Genomic DNA, 18905 nt, shown 5'->3' with positions numbered 1-18905 from the left:
ACAAGGTAGTCACCTTGACCTTCGGCAGCCCGGATGCCTCCTTCCTCTTTGGAAGTGACTCCCTCGGACGGGATGTGCTGTCCAGAGTTTTGAACGGCGGTTGGGTTCTGCTCCTACTGGCTGCGTCGGCGACTGCAATTGGAGTCTTACTCGGCGCGGCTGCTGGACTGATCGCCGCCTACGTCGGTGGCTGGGCTGAGACAGTGATTATGCGGCTTGTCGATATCGTGCTTGCACTTCCACAGCTGATCTTCGCGCTGCTACTGCTGAGCGTCGCTGGCCCGCAGCTGTGGTTGCTTGTTTTGGCTGTGGGCTTCTCCCATGCCCCCCAGGTTGCCCGGGTGATTTTTGCCGCGGCCCAGGACGTAACCGAGAGAGATTTCGTGAAAATTTCCCGACTATGGGGAGTAAGCGTTGCCAGAGTGCTACGGCGCGACGTGCTTCCCAACCTTCTGGGGCCAATGATTGTCGAGTTCGGTCTACGGTTGAGCTTCTCGATCATCATCCTTGCCGGTCTGAGCTTTTTGGGGTTTGGCCGGCAGGCTCCAGCTGCAGATTGGGGACTAATGATCAACGAGAACAGGCTTGGCCTTGAGCTCAACTCGCTTGCTGTCGTCGTCCCCGCACTCCTTCTGGCGATACTCGCTGTGGGGGCAAACACCTTCGGTGACGCCATTGCCCGGGCCTGTATGGGAGATGAAAGCGGCGAAGAAGCAGTCATTGCAAGCTCACTAGGAACGGTAATTGACCGATGATTAATGCAACCAACCATGATGTTGCCGAATCACCCCGCGTTCAGGTCAAGGACCTCACGATTACCCTTAAAAATGGGGGTAAGAGCGTCGTCCGCGCCGCCTCCTTTGACATTCGAAGGGGTGAGGTCCTTGGCCTCGTGGGCGAATCGGGGTCGGGGAAGACAACAACCGGGCTTGCCCTGCTCAACTACGTCCGCTCGGGCCTAAAAATTCAAAGCGGGTCCGTCCTAGTCGATGGCGAAGACATCCTCGCCCTGCGAAATGGAGCGCTCCGCCAGGCTCGCGGCGGGACAGTTGCTTATGTGCCCCAGGATCCGGCAAGCGCACTAAATCCATCCATGCAAATAGACGTCCAGCTTGCTGAAGCTATCAGTGCCCACGCGGGTTGCCTTCAAGAAAGCGAAACGGTCGCAACGAGGATTAGCGCTCTGTTGGATCAGGTGGGCTTACCCGGCGGTGACAGAATTCTGAAGGCTTACCCTCACCAGCTCTCCGGGGGGCAGCAACAGCGCGTCGGCATTGCCATGGCACTGGCGGCCCGGCCGGCCCTAGTGGTTTTTGATGAACCCACGACTGGTCTCGATGTAACCACCCAGCGCAAATTCCTGGACCTGGTTCGGAGCCTCACGGTCACGACCGGCATCTCGGCGGTATACGTCAGCCATGACCTCCCGGTCGTTTCAGAAATCGCCGACAGAACTGCCGTGATGTATAACGGCGAAATCGTAGAGATTGACGATTCAACCCGCATTTTCGGCGATCCCCAGCACGAGTACACGAAGAAGCTCCTTGCCGCAGCACCCTCGGTGGACAAGGGAGGCGCGCTCATTCCGCAACAGGATGACGGAGCGCGATCCCCAGTTGTGCTTGCTGTCAACGGTGTGCAGGCATCCTACGGATCCCGCCAGGTTCTCAGTGAGGTCACGGTCGAACTCTCGAAGGGTTGCTGCGTCGCAGTTGTGGGCGAATCCGGATCCGGTAAGTCCACGTTCGCCCGGTCCCTTATCGGCCTTCACCACGAGTGGCAAGGCAAAGTCCTCTTGGATGGGGAACCTCTGCAAACCAAGAGTTCCAAAAGGACCAAAGACCAGAGGCGCCGCTTTCAATACATTTTTCAGAGCCCCTACAACTCCCTGAATCCACGTCGCACGGTTGCCGATATTGTCAACGAACCGCTGGAATACTTCTTCGACCTGCCGCGGAACGAACGGGACAGAAGAGTACGGGCGGCGCTGGCAAGCGTGTCACTCCCCGCCAGCTACCTCAACCGTTATCCCTCCCAGCTGAGCGGAGGTCAGCGCCAACGCGTCTCAATTGCCCGCGCCCTGGTGGTAGAGCCGGAAGTAATTCTCTGTGATGAAGTCACTTCTGCCCTTGATGTCTCAGTCCAGGCTTCAATTCTGGAAGAACTCAAAGGTTTACAAAAGAGCAGGGAGTTGTCCCTTCTTTTCATCACCCATAATTTGGCCGTTGTACGGGAAATCGCCCAAGAGATCGTCGTTCTCCGCGACGGAACCATCGTCGAACATGGCTCGACCGACCAGGTGCTGGATAACCCTCAACACCCCTACACGCAACGGCTCCTCGCCGATGTTCCCCGCATCAAATCCTCTTTCAACACCGGTATGGAGAACGGAAGCCATGCAATTAACTGATCGGGACCAGGCTTTCCTGGATGGCGAATTCGGGCCGGGGGCGCAATTGGCAATGAACCTTGTTTGCGACCTCGCCACGGCAATGGGTGCCGAGTCGCTGGTGGACATCGCATCTGCACACGTTGACGGGTGCTTTTACGTCGGCGACTCCAGCGTTGATTTCGTGCGTACTCTTGTGGACGGCGGCGCACGGGTCGCTGTGCCAACGACCCTGAACGTTGGCTCTGTTGATCTTCTGCATGGCCTACTCAAACCCCTGGTGGGTGCGGGGGAAGCGGCCAAGGAGCTCATGGACCTCTACGCTCGGCTGGGCTGCTCCCCCACCTGGACATGCGCGCCCTACCAGGTGCAGCACAGGCCAAACCTAGGCCAGCATGTAGCGTGGGGCGAGTCCAACGCCATCATCTATGCCAATTCCGTACTTGGTGCGCGCACAGAACGATACGGTGACTTTGTCGACGTCGCTTGCGCCATCACCGGCAGGGCTCCACACGCCGGACTTCATCTGGCAGAGAATCGACGCGCTACAGTCCATTTCGATGCAACGGGAATACCGGAGGATCGAAGCGCCGACGACGTACTGTTTTCCCTTGTCGGGCATATCGTAGGAAAGCGTGCTGACGGCCGCGTACCTGTCATCTCGGGCCTGCCGCCAGCTACATCGGATCAAATGAAAGCTCTCGGCGCCGCGGCCGCGAGCTCAGGTTCCACGGCGTTATTTCACTTGGTTGGCTCTACCCCGGAAGCACCGACCCTGGACGCCATTGCTGCCGGCCCTGACATCCCCGTCGTCGCGCTGACGGACGCCGACCTGCTTGAGGCATGGCGAGAGCTGAGTACCGCGACCGAGGGAGAGCTGGAGTTTGTCTGTCTGGGAACTCCCCACTTTTCCCTTCAGGAGTTTGTTGCCTTCCACCACGCCTTGCGCGGTCGATCCATCGCCTCGAACGTCCGCCTGGTAATCAGCACAAGCCGACGGACCCTTGAAGAAGTGGACGCGGCAGGTATATACGCTGAACTCATCAAAAGCGGCGTGGAGGTCGTTGTGGATACCTGCACCTACAATTCGAGGGTTCTTGGTCCTATGACTGGCGTTGTCATGACCAACTCAGCAAAATGGGCCTGGTACGGTCCCATGAACATTGGGGCAGAGGTAATTTTCGCAGGTCTTGGCGCCTGCGTGGACGCTGCGGTGACGGGAAAGGTCCCCGAGAATGCCTTCTGCTAAAGCTCTCCAATTTAAGGTCCTCAACGAAGGGCAAGCAGAAGGGCCAACGATTCGGCTAACTGCACCGCTCAACATTTGGGGAGGGTTGGACCCCGCAAGCGGCACGATCGTTGATCCCCGCCATCCCCAATATGGCCTCTGCATTGCCGGACGCATCGTACTAACTCCCCCTACACGGGGCTCTGGTACGAATGCGCAGATCTTCGCTCAGGCCTGCGCTCGGGGGATGGGCCCGGCCGCAGTGGTTTTGTTCGCGCCGGACTATGTTGTAGCCGTGGGGGCGATGGTTGCCAAAAGGCTGTACGGTCTTCAGTGCCCTGTCATTTCCGGGCCCGATGAGGGTTGGGACGAAAACGCGAGTGTTCTGCTTCGCGTCTCGGCAAGTGCAGGCGAACCAGCTGAGTTAACTGTGGTTTCAGCTTCTTAATCTCAGCCGGGACATCTCCCTCATCATCGGTCGAATCACCAAGCATAGGCATTCATTGCCGATTTTGGCCAACCGTGTATACCATTTAGGGGATGAGGAGGTGCGTCCAATGATGGCTGAGTTCAGCCCGGTGCGTAGCCGGCGTGTGAGTGCTGATGTGATGAACCAGATTCTCGACCGGATTAAGTCCGGCGAGCTCCGGGAGGGAGACGTCCTGCCCGGGGAGCGGACACTGGCCGCGCAGATGGATGTATCGAGACCCACGGTCAGCACAGCGCTTACCAAACTGGTTGAAGCGGGAATTTTGCGCACAGGGCAAGGCCGGGGCGGTAACTCGGAAATTGTCTCGATCTGGATCCCGGCTTGGCTTGAGGAGCGGGGCCCGGACCAGACCGACGAGCCGGGAGCTGAGGCAATCTTCCGTGTCCTGGAAGCCCGCAAGGCTGTCGAGCCCCGAGTAGCCCAACTGGCGGCCCTGCGCGCAACCGACGCCCACTTCCAGTCCATGCAGAACTCCATTGACCTGCTGCGCCAGCAGCGCGATGACCTGAATAAAGCCGAGCAGGCAGAGATCCTCTTCCACCGCATCATGTGGCGGGCGGCCGAAAACCCGTCTCTAGAGCGGATGATGAAGAATTTGGCCCGCGAACTGTCGCCCATTCACGACATGATGTTGCGGACGCCCGACGACTACGAAGCTGGCATTGAACTGCACGAGAGAACCCTCCGGGCGCTGAAACGGGGAGACCCAAACGAAATCGAACGAGAGATGATTCACCACCTGGAGCACTTCGAGGGCATCGTCGCAGACGTGCTCCAGCGCACCCCCCACCGGCGGATACCAGAGTTCATGCTCCCTTCCCTGCGCTAGCCAGCCTTATTCCGACCATCGGACGAGCCTTCCTGTCATTCCATGGGCGGACCAACCTACTTCTCACGGGCATTATGGGAAGTACCGCTACCCGTCCCGGTAACTAGGGACTCGTCAACCTGCAGCGTTCATATGAACTAGGAGGCGGGATTACGCCTGCCCCGCGTTGGGTCCTCTTCATTAACTCAGCAGCAATGTCCAGTGAAGAGATGGCGGTTCTCATCTTTCAGCGCACAGTCGTAGTAGGGTCCACGCTCCTGTGAGCCGTCAGGCCTGCAGGGATCCTCTTACAGCTTCACCGCTGCTGGGCGGCGAGCTCGTTGGCGATTCGTTCCTGAATTATGGCCGTTTCCCGAAAACCGTCGCGCAGATGCCGGCGCGTAAGTGGATCCAGCCGCTCAGGAGTAATTGATAGTTGCGGACTGCTGCCCCGCCGAAGAGCCGCAACCTGCTGATCGGTGACCAGTGAATGGTACAGAGTGAAGGCGGACTTTAGAGTTTCCATTTCATTTCTAGTCAGCATTCCCGCGGCCTCGGCCCTTTCCAGCCGCTGGAAAGTGGATCCTCCAACGTCCCCTGCCCGGAGCCCAAGGGCGCGTGCCAGGGAAGTTATGGGCCGCAGCCCGGACTCCTTTAGATTAAGGCTTCGCTTGCCATCACCAAGGCGTTCGATAACCCTGTTGCGAACAAAACCGACCGGTGGGCGCTCGCTGAGAGCAGAGCGGATCATGCTCCTCAGAAAGCGGTCGTTTTCGCCGGCTCGTTCAACCAGGTAGGTTTTCATGAACGCCCCTAGGGCGGGTTTGTTCAGCGCCCGGGAATCCGCGGCAACTGCGGCCAGAACCAGATATTTGGGGACATCCGGGCGGGAAATCCAGTTGTCGATGGACCTCTCCCAGTCCACTAGCGATTTATTAAACAGTGGAGAGGAAGCGTTAGCGCCTTCTGGGCAAGGCTGCAGTCCGCTGGATTCAAGGTCCTGGACAAACACCCGTGATGCGGCCATGGGGCTGGCTGTATCGGATGCCAGCCTGGGTATTGCTGGACGCCACACAACGGCAGTGTCGACGTCGGAGCCGGGAAGAGGCTCGGAGCGGGCCATGGAGCCCGTAACAAGCCAGGATTGTTCCACACCCGGCAACTGTGTCTTGTCCTCCAGATCTAATATGCGAAGCAGTATGGAGTCAACGACTGCGGCGACTACCGCACTGATCTGCATGGATGACACGTCCGCGTCCCACAATTCCACGATTGTCGGTCGGAGCAGGGCGGCGGCCTCTTTCAATTCCTTAAGAGACGATGCAGCGGCAATTGCGCTCCTCACGACGAGAGGATGTTTCACGTCAGCAGCCGCCATATCCAATACATTCACCACGCCCACGGGGGTTCCGTTACTTCCGGTGATCACCATGTGGTGGATGCCTTGCCTGACCATCCTTAGGTATGTATTCCACATGGTCGATTCGGCCGGCATCGTGTAGACGGGTGTACTGGCAATGAGGTGCGCTGGAGCGTCCAGGGCAACCTTCCCGGTGGCAACCTTGGACCGAAAATCATCATCTGTGATGATGCCAAGAGCGTTGCCCATCCACATGAGAACACTGCGGAAGCCGCCCGCTGTCATGTTCTCGGCAACCTCTCGAACCGTGTGGTCGGGGCTGCACCACAGCAGCTCCTTCATGTATGAAGACGTCTGCTTGTCCATCCGACTGGTAACACCGCCAGCGGCTATCAGCCGATGGCGGGCAGCAAGCGTACTGTAGTGAGCAAACTGAAGTTTCGTGGGATCTCTTACAACGCCCCCGGGATCCGGAAGCCTGTAGCAGAGCGTGTCCTCGGCGGCGGCGACACTCATTGCCGCTGGCAAACCCGAAAGCACGGCAACATGCCCGAACGTGTCGCCCGAGGCCAAGACATCAACTACCCGGCCGCGGTCGGATACTTCGACGCTTCCGGTCCGGATTATGAAGATATGGTCAATACCCTTTGCCCCGTACTTGATAATCTCGTGGCCCTGGGGAAAGAATTCCACTTCCACTGTTCCGGCCAGCAGTTCCAGATCCTCTATAGCGAGCTGGTTATAGGGAGAATGGCTGCCCAGGAAATCTACAAACTCTTTCATTTCATCTCCAGCCGTAGTGGACTCCCGTGCTGGTGCTCTGTGAAAGGGAGAGGAGTTCGCGCAGCACCAAGGGCTGTTGGGCTGCGAGCTTGTGGGCAAGCACCAGGAAGACTTGGGCGGTGGTCAGGGCGTCGGACAGTGCGTCATGGGGAGTGTGCGTCGGCAGTCCAAGGGATTGCGACAGGTACTCCAAGGAAACATCAGCCCGGCCAAGTGGTGGCAGGTCCAGCGCTTTCTCAGCCATGCGAGCCGTGTCAATGATCGGGAGGCGAAACGGCAGCTCCCGACGTCCGAGGGCATGCGTAAGGAAGTTTTGCTCCATCCATGCAGAATGGGCTACGACGATTCTTCCTTCTACAGCGGCGGCGATAGCCGGGGCGTAGCTACCGATTCGGGGCATCTCCCTGAGGTCTTGATCCCGCAGCATGTGGATTTTGGCGGATTCAATGCCGACAGCGCATTCCGGCCTTATCAGGAAGCTGGTTCCGTGCGGCACAGAGATGCGGCCTTCGATTATGGGCACTGCACCAAAGGAAATGATGCTGTCCTTGCCTGGATCCAGGCCCGTGGTTTCAATATCAATCACGCAGTAGTTGAACTCGGTCCATTCCCTGGCCTGGGACTCACGCCAAGCCCTCGCATCACGGATACGAGAACGAAGTGGCATCGCCATGGTGCGCCCTTCAGCTATTCTCCGTTGGGTAGGGGTCAAGTCTCAGCTACTTTTGGACTGAGGCGGCACCGGTTCATCTCAGTCGATCAACCGGTGCCGCCTTTGTGTCTCTCCGTGCTGATTCAGAGGCTGAAAACAGTCCTGTGCCAGGCTTTGGCCTTCTCGCCGGTGAGATCGAACATCACGTGCTTAATGACGGTGTATTCGTCGAAGGAGTAAGTGGACATGTCCTTGCCGAAGCCCGACTCCTTCATGCCGCCGTGGGGCATTTCGCTGATGATGGGGATGTGGTCATTGACCCATACGCAGCCGGAGCGGATCTCACGGGTGGCGCGCAGGGCGCGGTAAACATCCTTCGTCCACGCCGAGGCTGCAAGGCCAAATGGAGTATCGTTGGCCAACGCTATACCCTCATCGTCGGTATCAAACGGTGTCACGGCCAGCACCGGACCGAACACTTCCTCCCGGAAAATTTCACTGTCAGCCGTGGCGTCAGCCACCAGCGTTGGCCGGTAGTATGACCCATCGGCCAGGTCGCCTTCCGGAATGCCGCCTCCAAGGACGCGCGCGTAGCCCCGGGCTCGGTCGACCATGCCTGCCACCTTGTCGCGGTGGTCCATGGAAATCAGGGGACCGAGGTCTGTGGCCGGATCCGCGGTAGGCCCGAGCCGGACCTTGGAGTACAGGTCCGCTACTCCATCGACGAATTGGTTGTAGAGGGAACGGTGCACGATAGCGCGGGTAGCTGCGGTGCAGTCCTGGCCGTTATTGATCAGGCTGCCAGCAACGGCGCCGTTTATTGCCGCTTCCAAGTCGGCATCGTCAAACACCACAAAAGGTGCTTTCCCACCGAGTTCAAGGTGGACTCGCTTGGCAGTGGTTGCGGCGGCTTCCAGGACGGTCCGGCCTACGACGGTGGAACCGGTGAAGGAGAGCATGTCCACATCCGGGTGGCGCAGCAGTTCGGCGCCCACTACTGAACCGCGCCCGTTGATGACGTTGATGACGCCGGCCGGGACCCCGGCTTCCGTGGCTACTTCGGCAAACAGCAGGCTTGTCAGTGGGGTGATCTCGGCGGGTTTCAGGACAATCGTGTTCCCGGCGGCGATGGCCGGCAGGATCTTCCAGGCGGCCATCTGCAAGGGGTAGTTCCATGGTGAAATGGAGCCGATCACGCCGATGGCTTCACGCCGGATTGAGGACGTGTGGTCCGCGGAGTACTCACCGGTGGCTTTGCCCTCGAGGTTGCGGGCGGCGCCGGCAAAGAATGCGATGTTGTCGATTGTTCCGGGGACGTCGAACTCCCGGGTTAGGCGGATGGGCTTTCCTGCCTGGCGGCTTTCCAGTTGAGCAAATTCTTCCGCACGTTCGGCCATGAGCGCGGCAAACTGAATCAGTACGCCAGACCGTTCAGCCGGTGTTGCTCGGGACCAAGCCGGGAAGGCGTCCCTAGCCGCCTGAACAGCGAGTTTTACGTCGTCGCTGCCGGCCAGAGTAATGGTTTCCACAGTGGTGCCGTTGGATGGATCAATGACGTCCTTCGTCTGTCCTGAGGTACCAGCGCGTCGCGTGCCATTTATGAACTGGCTCACAGTTCCTGCTTTCATTTGGTCGGGGCAGCCAATTTCTTTTGCTGCCTACACGGGGGCGAATAGGTCGGCCGCCGTCTATGAGCGACGGTGCTCGAGTTGGTCTAGGTACTGTGGGCAGTTTCGGAGGACTGAACTTTGGTGATGTGATACTGCACGGCCACGTCGTCCGATAAGGCCCATGCCTGAAACCACTCGGCCTTTTCGAACAAGCGCCTGGTTCCCGCGGCGGGGCAAACCCACAAGATACTTCCATCGGGTGTTACTGCGTCGACCCGCCCGGAGCAGATGGTGTTGCCCTGGAGGCGAACGTCAATGTCCAAGCCAACCAGTGCAGTCCAGTCGTCAATTTGCACGAAGTACATGGCAAGACTTTCTGGTGAGAGTGGGAGGACTGGGGAGAACTAAAGCGTGTTAGCGGACGAGAGCTCCGGCGGGACGTACAGGCACTTGCCCCGGCAGGAATTGTCCTACCGGGGGCAAGATTCCTTAGAGAGCTGCCAGGTGCTTGCTGAGGATGGTCCGGCGTTCCTCATCCATGTCCTGGCCGGGCGAACGCTGCGGGCCAGCCGAGTGCCCGATAAGTTCGAGTGCACCCTTGATGCCGGCGTTGTACCCCCCGCTCACGAAGCTGTCCATAATGGGGAAGAGCTTGGACCAGAGGAAATGCGCCTCTTCCAACCGGCCGGCCTGAACTGCGTCATACACAGCGACCAGTTCCTTTGGCACTACGTTTGCGGCACCGATGACCGAGCCGGCGGCACCCTCAAAGAGGGCCGCAAGGAAGAGTGTGTCCCAGCCGACGAATACAGAGATATCGTTTCCGAATTCATGGATGAGTTCAGCCGCCGCCGTGAAATCGCCGCTGGTGTCCTTGACATACTTGACGTTGGGGACTTCCTTGACCAGTTCTCCGAGAATTTTCGGCGTAAGGTTAACTCCCGTGGCGGCAGGCAGGTTGTACGCCATGACCGGGATTCCGACCGAGCCGGCGATGTCCCGGTAGTAGGTTTTTACCTCGGCGATGGAAAACGGCTCGTAGTAGGGCGCGACTACCATGATGGCGTCCGCACCGGCTTCTTCTGCGTGCTTGGACAGTTCAATCGCTTCACGCGTGCTGGTCGCGCCGGTTTGGGCGATGACGGGGACGCGGTTCCTGGTTTCGTCGAGGACGATCTCGAGAACCTGCTTCCGCTCACCCTGGGTCAGGGCCGCGAATTCGCCGGTCGAGCCACACGGTACCAAGCCGTGCACGCCACCGTCGATAGTACGTGAAACAAGCGACCTCAGACCTTGTTCGTCCAATGCTTCGTTTGTGTCAAAGGGCGTGGCAACGGCCGAATAGACGCCTTTAAGGGTTTCTGACATTTGTTCCTCCGGTTCTTGGCACTCGGTGGTTCACTGCCCGAGTGGGTGCAGACCAAACCGTTTGTGAAGCACGCGCATGGTCCTGCGCCGCGCACAAACTGTCCATACCGATAATGGTAATACAAGCTATCCAAAATTGGTAGAGGAGGATTTTTTCGATTCTGGACTGGGCGGTTGGCTAACTCAGCGAAGGGAGCATGAAATCAGGCACGCGCCGATGGGGGGTGCGCTGGAGCACGTCGGCGACGATGGCCTCGAAGTGCTCCAGATGATGAACCATTTCGCGTTCGATGTCGTCAGGGTGGCCCCTCTTGAGCGCGACCAAAGTCCTTTCGTGAAGTTCGATCGCGGCCGCATAGTCCTCGGGTGTCCGCAGCATCATGTCCCGGATGGGCGAGAGTTCCCGGGCGAGATCTTTCATCATCCGCTCCAGGGGCGGGTTGTCTGCGGCCCGCCACATGATGCGGTGGAAGAGGATCTCTGCTTGCTCGGCTTTATTCAGGTCATCGCGCTGCTGGCGCAGCAGCTCAATGGAGTTTTGCATGGCCTGGAAGTGGGTGTCCGTGGCGCGCAGGGCCGCGAGCTGGGCCACCCGGGGTTCGACAGCCTTGCGGGCTTCCAGGACACGGAAGATTGCTTCGGCTCCCGGCTCGTCGGCGTTGTCCGGGCCCCGCTCCTCAAGCCAGGCCGGGATCCAGATCGAGACAATTTCCGAATTGCCGCCCCGGCCGTGCCCGGTGCGCAAGATTCCCGCTTTCACAAGCTGGGCCAAGGCGCTGCTCACCGTGGGCCTCGAGACATCCATCTGCGCGGCAAGTGTCCGCTCCCCGGGCAGGACGTCCCCCTCCCGGAGCTCGCCGGACTTAATCCGGTCGAGAATCTGGTTCATCACATCGGCACTTACGCGCCGGCTGCGCACCGGTCTAAACTCAGCGACCACGGTGGCACCTCCCTAATCTTTGATTCGAATGGTATGCCAGTTGAGGGTTAATGGCTATATTTATTGGCCGGAGCAGGCAGACGCTTTAGCACTCGCTCGGATTCAGCCTCACTAGCCCAGACCGCACGAAAGATACCGAATGGCCAACAGATCTATCCTTTTCGGGCAAAGTTTGCTTACAATACTTGCAACCCCCGTCATACAAGAGGGTGACGAAGCTGCTGGTGTACCTTGCCGGCATCTGACCAACCTGACGACTCGCAAACAAAGGAAGCATCGTGAATTCTCTATCGACCATGGGCATGTCGGAGGCGGTGGATGTGCTGGTCATCGGCGGCGGACCTTCCGGCGCGGTCGTTGCCGGTCAGATGGCCGCCGCAGGCTTCTCTGTCACCTGCCTGGAGCAGGGCCGCTGGCACAACAACAGTGAGTTTCCCGGCGACAAGCAGGAGTGGGAGCTCTTATCGCAGCAGAAGTGGCATCACGAGCCGAATATCCGCAAGACACCAGACGATTACCCCACCAACATTGCCGAAAGTGATGTACATCCGGTCATGATGGCAGGAGTGGGTGGAAGCTCACTCCTTTACGGCGGACACTGGATGCGCCTTTTGCCCTCAGACTTCCGTATGAAGAGCCTGGACGGGGTGGCCGATGACTGGCCGCTGACCTATCACGATCTGGCGCCCTACTACGACCGACTAGACAAAGCTGTCGGCACCGCCGGCGTCGAAGGTGACCCAATGTATCCGGAGGGTATGGAGGTTCCCATGCCTCCCCATCCAATCGGCAAGGTTGGACGCCGCGCCGCGGTTGGCATGAACAAGCTGGGGTGGCACTGGTGGCCAGCCCCCAACGCGATAGCCTCACAGCGCCTGGGGGAAATGGCGCGATGTGTTCGCTGGGGAACCTGTGAAACCGGCTGTCCGGAAGGAGCCAAAGCCTCTTTCGATATCACCCACTGGCCTGGGGCGATGCGCAGTGGAGCGCGCCTCATCACGGGAGCCCGCGTCCACAAAATTACAGTGGACGCTAAAGGACTCGCAGACGGCGCTCTCTACTACGACGAGAACGGCAAAGAACAGCGGCAACGGGCCCGTTTCGTCGTTCTGGCCTCCAATGGCATCGGCACTCCCCGGCTACTGCTACTCTCAGCCCATGCTGGAGCCCCTGACGGTCTTGCCAACTCATCCGGGCTGGTCGGGAAGCGGCTTATGCTTCACCCCAACGCGGAGGTGACGGGAATTTATGACGAGCCCCTGGAAAGCTGGCTTGGACCGGCCGGGCAGTCGATTCATTCGCTTGAATTCTACGAGACCGACACCTCACGCGGGTTCGTTGGCGGTGCAAAGTGGCAGGTCATGCCCACCGGTGGACCCCTTCGGGCCCTTTCACTGTGGGACAGGCACAGCTTCCACGAGCAATGGGGCAGCGCTATTCACGACCGCATGAAAGAAACAATGGGCAGAAGCCTGCAATGGGGCATCAACTCCCAAGACATGCCGGAAGAAAGCAACCAAGTAACCCTGGACTCGACCCTGACGGACTCCAGCGGCATCCCAGCCCCCAAGATCCAGTACCGTATCTCGGAAAACACCAGGCAGCTTCTGAAGTTCAACCTGGACAGAGCAACAGAGGCGCATGAGGCCGCCGGGGCAGTCGCGACGTTCGCCACCGACCTCTGGCCCGACCAGCCAGGACACCTTCTGGGGACGGCGAAAATGGGCTTCGACGCCACCACGTCAGTAGTCAATGAATGGGGCATCGCACACGATGTGCCAAACCTGGCAATTGTGGACGGCAGCACAATGCCCACATCAGGGGCCGTCAATCCCACCGCAACGATCACAGCCATGGCGCTTCGCACCGCCGACTACCTCATCAAGAACGCTCGCCTGCAGGAGACAGCCCAATGAGCACACCGAGCACTCTCCCCCTTACCGATGCCGAGCTGGACACCCTTTGGGCCGTTGCGGACGTCCTGGTTCCGGCTACAGAGACAATGCCCTCCCTAAGGCAGGCCGACCCCGACTCGTACTGGCTTGCCAGGGCACTCGACGCCCGGTCGGACATCATCGACAACATCAAAAGGTATCTACAAGAGCTAGGGGTGGTAGTCAACCTGAGTACGGAACTGATCCGCTGGCACTCCGAGTCCCGTGAGGACTTTGACAACTTGGCTGCGATAGTCGCCGGCACCTACTACATGGTTCCACGCGTACGGGAACTTATTGGATACCCCGGGCAGGAGCGCCGGCCGGCTCCGGTCGAATTGGCAGCTGACGAGCTTTCGGATGACATCTTCGAAGGCGCCATGGCCTACGAAGGCAAATACCGCGAAGCGTAAGAAATCTTCCACCTACACCGCATATGAAAGTTGAAACTATGAACCACCAGATTGTTGACCAGAAGGAAAGAAGCCTCGTCCTGGAGTATGCCAAGAAGGTGACAGGCAACTTCATCGGAGGTCACTGGGTTCCCTCGAAGAGCGGATCCACCATTGAAATCCTTGATCCTTCCACAGGCAGGACGCTGGGCGAAGTTCCCAACTCGACCGCCGATGAAGTAGCAGCAGCGGTTGAGAACGCCGCCGCGGCGCAGCACTCCTGGGCCGCAAAGACCCCGTCGCAGAGGTCCAAAGCCCTCCTGGACCTCGCCCGCCTCGCCGAGGAAAACTTCGAGCTCTTCTCAGTCCTTGAAGCTGTCGACGCCGGCAAGCCGATTTCTGCAGTACGGGACGATGAAATGCACGGCACTCTTGACGCCATGCGGTTCTTCGCGGGCGCCAGCCGGACTCTGCCGGCACCTGCCAGCGGAGACTATCTGGAAGGTGTCTCTTCAGTAATGAGGCGGGAACCGCTTGGAGTCATTGCCGCAATCACTCCCTGGAACTATCCGCTCTTGCAGGCCGTTGCCAAGGTTTACGCAGCCCTCGCCACCGGAAACAGCGTGGTGCTCAAACCTGCAGAAACCACACCTTACTCAACCGTTTTGCTGGCTGAACTTGCCGCCCAGGTTCTTCCGGCAGGGGTGTTCAATGTGGTCTTCGGCTCCGGCGCAGTCGCCGGAGACGCGCTGGCCAGGCATCCCAAGGTTGCAGCCGTCTCCTTCACTGGCTCCATTGAAACCGGCCGGAAAGTTGGAATTGCCGCCGCTGACGGGGTTAAGAAGAGCATCCTTGAGCTGGGGGGAAACTCGCCTGTCATTGTTTTCGATGACGCTGACCTGGATGCTGCTCTTGACGCCATCGCCGCCGGCGGTGTCTATAACACGGGCCAGGAATGCATGTCGGCGAGCCGGCTTATTGTTCATAGCAGCATTCTGGACCGGGCAGTGGAAGGCCTGAAAGCACGCTTGTCGGAGTACCAGGTTGGGGACGTCCTTGATCCCGGCACTGCAATCGGGCCGATGAACTCCGCGGAGCAGCGCTCCCGTGTTGAAGCGAAAATAGCTGCGCTTGGCCCTGACGCCAAGGTCGTTCTGGGCGGGGTAAGCCCCGAAGGCGACGGGTTCTTCTTCCCTCCCACGATCATCACGGGGGCAGGCCAGCACGACGAAATCGTCCAGGAAGAGATTTTCGGCCCTGTCTTTACGGTGCAGCCTTTCGACGCCGAATCAGAAGCAATCACGATGGCAAACAGCACTCGGTACGGGCTCGCGGCATCAGTTTTCACCTCCAACGTCGGCCGCGCGACTCGTGTCCAGAATGCCTTGAACTTCGGCACGGTGTGGGTCAACAACCACCTGGTATTCGCAGCTGACCTGCCTGTCAGCGGCTTTGGCCAATCTGGCATTGGAACAGAGAACGCTGAACTCGGCCTACTGGAATACACCCGCCTGAAGCACATCATGATCGACCAGCGCTAACGAGCCATCCGCGATCATCGAAGGCCCTAAAGCCTCTTACGAAAGGAATCACCAGTGCGATTTTCACGCACCCTGACTGTTGTTGACTGTCACGCTGAGGGCGAGAGCGGCAAGGTCGTCACCGGAGGCGTCGGCGACGTTCCCGGCGAGACAATGTTCGACAAGCGCGTATACCTCGAAAACAACCTGGACCAGCTGCGAAAGCTTCTACTGTTCGAACCCCGGGGCGCAGTCTGGCACAATGCCAACATCGTTTTGCCCTCCAACAACCCGGAAGCATCGCTCGGATACGTGATTCTCGAATCCACTGAGTATCCTGCAATGTCGGGATCGAACACCATGTGCGTGGCCACTGTGCTTCTCGAGACCGGAATGCTGCCCATGGTGGAACCGATAACTGAGATCGTGCTCGAGTCACCGGCAGGACTGATCAAGGTCGAATGTGAATGCAAGGACGGCAAAGTCGTCAGGACGCGCCTGACCAACCAACCAGCCTTTGTTTATCACTTGCAAGCGCCTCTTGAGGTGCCGGGCTTGGGCACGCTCACCGTTGACGTCGCTTACGGTGGCATGACCTATGTCATCGTGGATGCGGAAGAAGCGGGCGTGCACCTGGAATCCAAAGACGCACGCCTCATGTGTGAGCTCGGCCAGAAGATCAAGAAGGCAGGTGCAGAGCAGCTCGAGGTAAAGCACCCCATCAATCCTCTGATTCCGGGGATCACACAGACACTCTTCGCCGGTCCCCTGACGCCCGAAACTGACCCGGATGGCAGCGAGATTATCCGGTCCCGGAATGCTGTTATCGTCTCCCCGGGACGGGTGGACCGGTCACCGTGCGGAACCGGTACTTCGGCCAGGCTTGCGGTGCTTAGTGCTAAGGGACAGATCAAGCAGGGGCAGACGTTCCGTAATGAGTCCATCCTGGATACCACCTTTGACGCCCGGATCGAGGAGAACGTGAAGGTTGGACCGTACGATGCGGTTATCCCAAGCATCTCGGGCCGATCCTGGATCACGTCAATCAACACCCTAGGACTTGATCCGAGCGATCCTTTCCCCAACGGGTTCACCATGGGAGACACCTGGATGGCTGATTCCTGACTCTGGTCACGGCCATATAGCCGATTGCACCGGGCAGGGTGGAGCATTCGCAGAACAAGGTTTTACGAAGGGAACTGCTCCCCGGGAGTTGGACGGAGAAATTCAGATCCGACTCCCGGGGAGCATTTCTATTCATCCATCTAGTTCGTTGTTCGAGGACCAGCGCGATGCCGCTAAACGTGATTGGCGAAGGGCGTTGCAGATAAGACGACGGCCAACTCTCAGGGCGCCGGCGTATCGCCCAAACTCTTGAAACGTAAGATCAGCCACACCGCCGAAAACGGCTGGATTCCATGTGCGCGTAACGAGCGCCAAGAATGCTCGGTCGGATTGATTCAGGGCAGAGAACTTAGTCCCCTGTTCGAGGGAACGTTCCGATCACTGCACTAGCGATCGCCCCCGGAGTCAGCGCCTAAAGAAACATTCGCTTCAAAGGTAAAGAGCTTAAGGTGAAGGTGAAGAAGCTGATGGACAGCGTGAAAATTGAGTACAACGTTCCGGTTCCAATGAGAGACGGAGTCATTTTGCAAGCCGACGTCTACCGTCCAGAAGGAGACGGGCCGTGGCCTGTTATCGTCGCTCGAACGCCCTACGACAAGGGGGAGGTTCCCGAACTCCTGTTTCTTGACCCTTGGTTGGCCGCTCGTCGTGGCTTTATTGCCGTCGTTCAAGATGTTCGAGGCAGATTCAAATCCGAGGGTGATTTCCGGCCATTCATGGCCGAAGCACCGGACGGCGAGGACACTATCGCATGGGCCGCCTCCCTTTCCGGTGCTAGCGGCGCTGTCGGCATGTGGGGCCTCAGCTACCTGGGAAACGTGCAATGGCAAGCTGCCGGACGGCAGCCTTCTGCGCTAAAGGCAATTGTCCCGTCCTTCACTTTTCGGGAAACCGCCGATGGGTTGGGAGCACGGGGAGGCGCTAATGAAGTGGGGCTCGTCCGCAGTTGGGGCGTTTTCATGGGATTCGACCAGGTTATCCGCCGCCATGGTCACAACAGTAACGAACTGGACAAGCACATTCGGATGCTTGCCGAAGCCTCAGATGGGATTCCAGGACCAACTTATTGGGAACTACCGACACAGCCTGATGCCGTCATCACTCGATACGAGCTTCCCAATCTCTCGGGTCCCGACTCGAGAGCGGTGGCGGATGTTCCACCTCATCAGGAGAAGGTCACCGTCCCGAGCCTGCACATAGGTGGCTGGTACGACGTCTTCATCCAAGGGACAATAGACAACTATTGCGCTGCTGCCGAAAAAACTCCCGCAACCCTGGTCATCGGCCCTTGGAGTCACACCGTCATGACCGCTCAACAAGGTGATATCAACTTTGGCTTCGCCGGAAACGGGTCTGCCCTTGATTACACAACTTCAATCTTAGAGCTCACCTTTGACTGGCTGCATTCATGGTTGACGGATGGTAAGGCACCCAACGATGAGCTGCCCGTAAAGATCTACGTCATGGGGGCCAATGAATGGCGGTCAGAGGCGGAATGGCCACTTCGCCGAGCCATCGAAACACCTTGGTTCCTAGGCGCCGGAGCGGCGCTTAAGGCGCAGGCGGACAGCACGGCTTCATCCGTGACCTTCTCGTACGACCCTCAAGATCCCGTCCCTTCCGTAGGCGGTGCCAGCTTCATTGTTCCTAGCCCTTCCGCAGGCGCCATAGACCAAGGACAGGTGGAGGATCGAGAGGACGTACTTGTGTTCACAAGTGACGTCTTGAACGACAACGTTGAGGTCACAGGCCGCGTGAGTGCCACCCTTTCAGCCCAGACAGATGGACGGACCACTGACTGGGTGGTGCGCTTGTGTGATGTTCATCCGAATGGCCGTTCATACGTTGTCACTGATGGAATCACCAGGGTAAATGGGGAACCCGGCGAGACCGCATCAGTGGCAGTGGACCTGTGGTCTACAAGCATGTTGTTCAAAAAGGGACACCGGATACGCGTACAGGTAACATCCAGTTGTTTCCCGCGATGGGACCGAAACCTCAACACGGCAGACGGGCTCAAAACCGGGAAGATGCGGGTAGCCAACCAAATAATCCATCTTGGTGGCGGCCACCAGTCCTTCCTGACCCTTCCAATCGTGCCCGCTTCATAGGCAGGAGAGGCCTGCCGTTGAACTGCTCCCGGACGTTTGGAGCGTTCATATTTTTCCATAACCAGTTCAACGGCTCCGCTCTCGGGTTTCGAAAGTGACGTACTCGACAAATGCAGGTCGTTGAAAGTGTCCTCCATACCTGGAAAGGCAGCCCGGCCTGTCACCTTGCAGCAACCAAACGCGCTGCTCCGTTAC

15 protein-coding genes are annotated in these 18905 nt (G+C 58.8%); 10 read left to right on the top strand and 5 right to left on the bottom strand.

Going from position 1 to position 18905, the window contains the following annotated elements; all coding sequences use genetic code 11:
- Nucleotides 1–14 precede the first annotated feature (14 nt).
- The 5 genes from M8J71_RS20220 to M8J71_RS20205 all read left to right on the top strand — a co-directional run bounded on the left by M8J71_RS20220 (nucleotide 15) and on the right by M8J71_RS20205 (nucleotide 4936).
- Nucleotides 15–755, top strand: a complete 741-nt coding sequence (locus tag M8J71_RS20220; protein ID WP_256249585.1) for an ABC transporter permease — start codon at nucleotides 15–17, stop codon at nucleotides 753–755.
- The gene (locus M8J71_RS20215) at nucleotides 752–2410 is read left to right on the top strand and encodes a dipeptide ABC transporter ATP-binding protein (protein WP_256249584.1); all 1659 of its coding nucleotides are present in this window, start codon (nucleotides 752–754) and stop codon (nucleotides 2408–2410) included. Before M8J71_RS20220 ends, M8J71_RS20215 begins: the two co-directional genes overlap by 4 nt.
- Nucleotides 2397–3638, top strand: a complete 1242-nt coding sequence (locus M8J71_RS20210) for an aconitase X (protein ID WP_256249583.1) — start codon at nucleotides 2397–2399, stop codon at nucleotides 3636–3638. The genes M8J71_RS20215 and M8J71_RS20210 overlap by 14 nt, the downstream gene beginning before the upstream one ends.
- A complete protein-coding gene (locus tag M8J71_RS23725) occupies nucleotides 3625–4065 on the top strand; it encodes an aconitase X swivel domain-containing protein (protein WP_374114872.1) in 441 nt (146 codons plus the stop codon). Before M8J71_RS20210 ends, M8J71_RS23725 begins: the two co-directional genes overlap by 14 nt.
- Before the next feature lie 160 nt (nucleotides 4066–4225).
- Complete coding sequence (locus tag M8J71_RS20205) at nucleotides 4226–4936, top strand: FadR/GntR family transcriptional regulator (protein ID WP_256249582.1); 711 nt, start codon at nucleotides 4226–4228, stop codon at nucleotides 4934–4936.
- Between the two features lie 295 nt (nucleotides 4937–5231).
- Here M8J71_RS20205 and M8J71_RS20200 read toward each other — a convergent pair whose 3' ends face one another.
- From M8J71_RS20200 to M8J71_RS20180, 5 genes are all read right to left on the bottom strand, one after another.
- On the bottom strand, nucleotides 5232–7058 hold the full coding sequence (locus tag M8J71_RS20200; protein ID WP_256249581.1) for a putative nucleotidyltransferase substrate binding domain-containing protein: 1827 nt from the start codon (nucleotides 7056–7058) through the stop codon (nucleotides 5232–5234).
- A gap of 1 nt (nucleotide 7059) precedes the next feature.
- On the bottom strand, nucleotides 7060–7731 hold the full coding sequence (locus tag M8J71_RS20195; protein ID WP_256249580.1) for a 3'-5' exonuclease: 672 nt from the start codon (nucleotides 7729–7731) through the stop codon (nucleotides 7060–7062).
- 122 nt (nucleotides 7732–7853) lie between these two features.
- Nucleotides 7854–9323 carry a gamma-aminobutyraldehyde dehydrogenase gene (locus M8J71_RS20190; protein ID WP_256249579.1) on the bottom strand — a complete coding sequence of 490 codons (1470 nt, stop codon included), beginning with the start codon at nucleotides 9321–9323 and terminating at the stop codon, nucleotides 7854–7856.
- Between the two features lie 486 nt (nucleotides 9324–9809).
- Nucleotides 9810–10688 (bottom strand): 4-hydroxy-tetrahydrodipicolinate synthase, encoded by an 879-nt coding sequence (dapA, locus tag M8J71_RS20185; RefSeq protein ID WP_256249578.1) that lies wholly within the window; start codon nucleotides 10686–10688, stop codon nucleotides 9810–9812.
- Between the two features lie 178 nt (nucleotides 10689–10866).
- A complete protein-coding gene (locus M8J71_RS20180; protein WP_256249577.1) occupies nucleotides 10867–11577 on the bottom strand; it encodes a FadR/GntR family transcriptional regulator in 711 nt (236 codons plus the stop codon).
- Between the two features lie 347 nt (nucleotides 11578–11924).
- Here M8J71_RS20180 and M8J71_RS20175 point away from each other — a divergent pair, with 347 nt between their 5' ends.
- The 5 genes from M8J71_RS20175 (at nucleotide 11925) to M8J71_RS20155 (ending at nucleotide 18710) form a co-directional block, all read left to right on the top strand.
- Entirely contained in the window at nucleotides 11925–13544 is a 1620-nt protein-coding gene (locus tag M8J71_RS20175; RefSeq protein ID WP_256249576.1) for a GMC family oxidoreductase, read from the top strand.
- Entirely contained in the window at nucleotides 13541–13975 is a 435-nt protein-coding gene (locus M8J71_RS20170) for a hypothetical protein (RefSeq protein WP_256249575.1), read from the top strand. The genes M8J71_RS20175 and M8J71_RS20170 overlap by 4 nt, the downstream gene beginning before the upstream one ends.
- A 38-nt stretch (nucleotides 13976–14013) precedes the next feature.
- The gene (locus M8J71_RS20165; RefSeq protein ID WP_256249574.1) at nucleotides 14014–15495 is read left to right on the top strand and encodes an aldehyde dehydrogenase family protein; all 1482 of its coding nucleotides are present in this window, start codon (nucleotides 14014–14016) and stop codon (nucleotides 15493–15495) included.
- Nucleotides 15496–15549: 54 nt separating this feature from the next.
- Nucleotides 15550–16599, top strand: coding sequence for a proline racemase family protein (locus M8J71_RS20160; protein ID WP_256249573.1), 1050 nt, complete (start codon nucleotides 15550–15552; stop codon nucleotides 16597–16599).
- A gap of 449 nt (nucleotides 16600–17048) precedes the next feature.
- The gene (locus tag M8J71_RS20155; protein ID WP_256249572.1) at nucleotides 17049–18710 is read left to right on the top strand and encodes a CocE/NonD family hydrolase; all 1662 of its coding nucleotides are present in this window, start codon (nucleotides 17049–17051) and stop codon (nucleotides 18708–18710) included.
- The last annotated feature ends 195 nt before the right edge of the window (nucleotides 18711–18905 follow it).

The sequence above is a fragment of the Pseudarthrobacter sp. R1 genome, assembly GCF_024494415.1.
Taxonomy (GTDB): Bacteria; Actinomycetota; Actinomycetes; order Actinomycetales; family Micrococcaceae; genus Arthrobacter.
The sequence above is the reverse complement of the archived record's forward strand: the minus strand, read 5'-3'. Positions and strand labels throughout refer to the sequence as shown.

Excerpts from the sequence above, each read along its gene's own strand:
- M8J71_RS20215 (WP_256249584.1), top strand. The coding sequence starts at position 752 with ATGATTAATGCAACCAACCATGATGTTGCCGAATCACCCCGCGTTCAG.
- M8J71_RS20210 (WP_256249583.1), top strand. The coding sequence starts at position 2,397 with ATGCAATTAACTGATCGGGACCAGGCTTTCCTGGATGGCGAATTCGGG.
- M8J71_RS23725 (WP_374114872.1), top strand. The coding sequence starts at position 3,625 with ATGCCTTCTGCTAAAGCTCTCCAATTTAAGGTCCTCAACGAAGGGCAA.
- M8J71_RS20205 (WP_256249582.1), top strand. The coding sequence starts at position 4,226 with ATGAACCAGATTCTCGACCGGATTAAGTCCGGCGAGCTCCGGGAGGGA.
- M8J71_RS20200 (WP_256249581.1), bottom strand. The coding sequence starts at position 7,058 with ATGAAAGAGTTTGTAGATTTCCTGGGCAGCCATTCTCCCTATAACCAG.
- M8J71_RS20195 (WP_256249580.1), bottom strand. The coding sequence starts at position 7,731 with ATGGCGATGCCACTTCGTTCTCGTATCCGTGATGCGAGGGCTTGGCGT.
- dapA (WP_256249578.1), bottom strand. The coding sequence starts at position 10,688 with ATGTCAGAAACCCTTAAAGGCGTCTATTCGGCCGTTGCCACGCCCTTT.
- M8J71_RS20180 (WP_256249577.1), bottom strand. The coding sequence starts at position 11,577 with ATGAACCAGATTCTCGACCGGATTAAGTCCGGCGAGCTCCGGGAGGGG.
- M8J71_RS20175 (WP_256249576.1), top strand. The coding sequence starts at position 11,925 with ATGGGCATGTCGGAGGCGGTGGATGTGCTGGTCATCGGCGGCGGACCT.
- M8J71_RS20170 (WP_256249575.1), top strand. The coding sequence starts at position 13,541 with ATGAGCACACCGAGCACTCTCCCCCTTACCGATGCCGAGCTGGACACC.
- M8J71_RS20165 (WP_256249574.1), top strand. The coding sequence starts at position 14,014 with ATGAACCACCAGATTGTTGACCAGAAGGAAAGAAGCCTCGTCCTGGAG.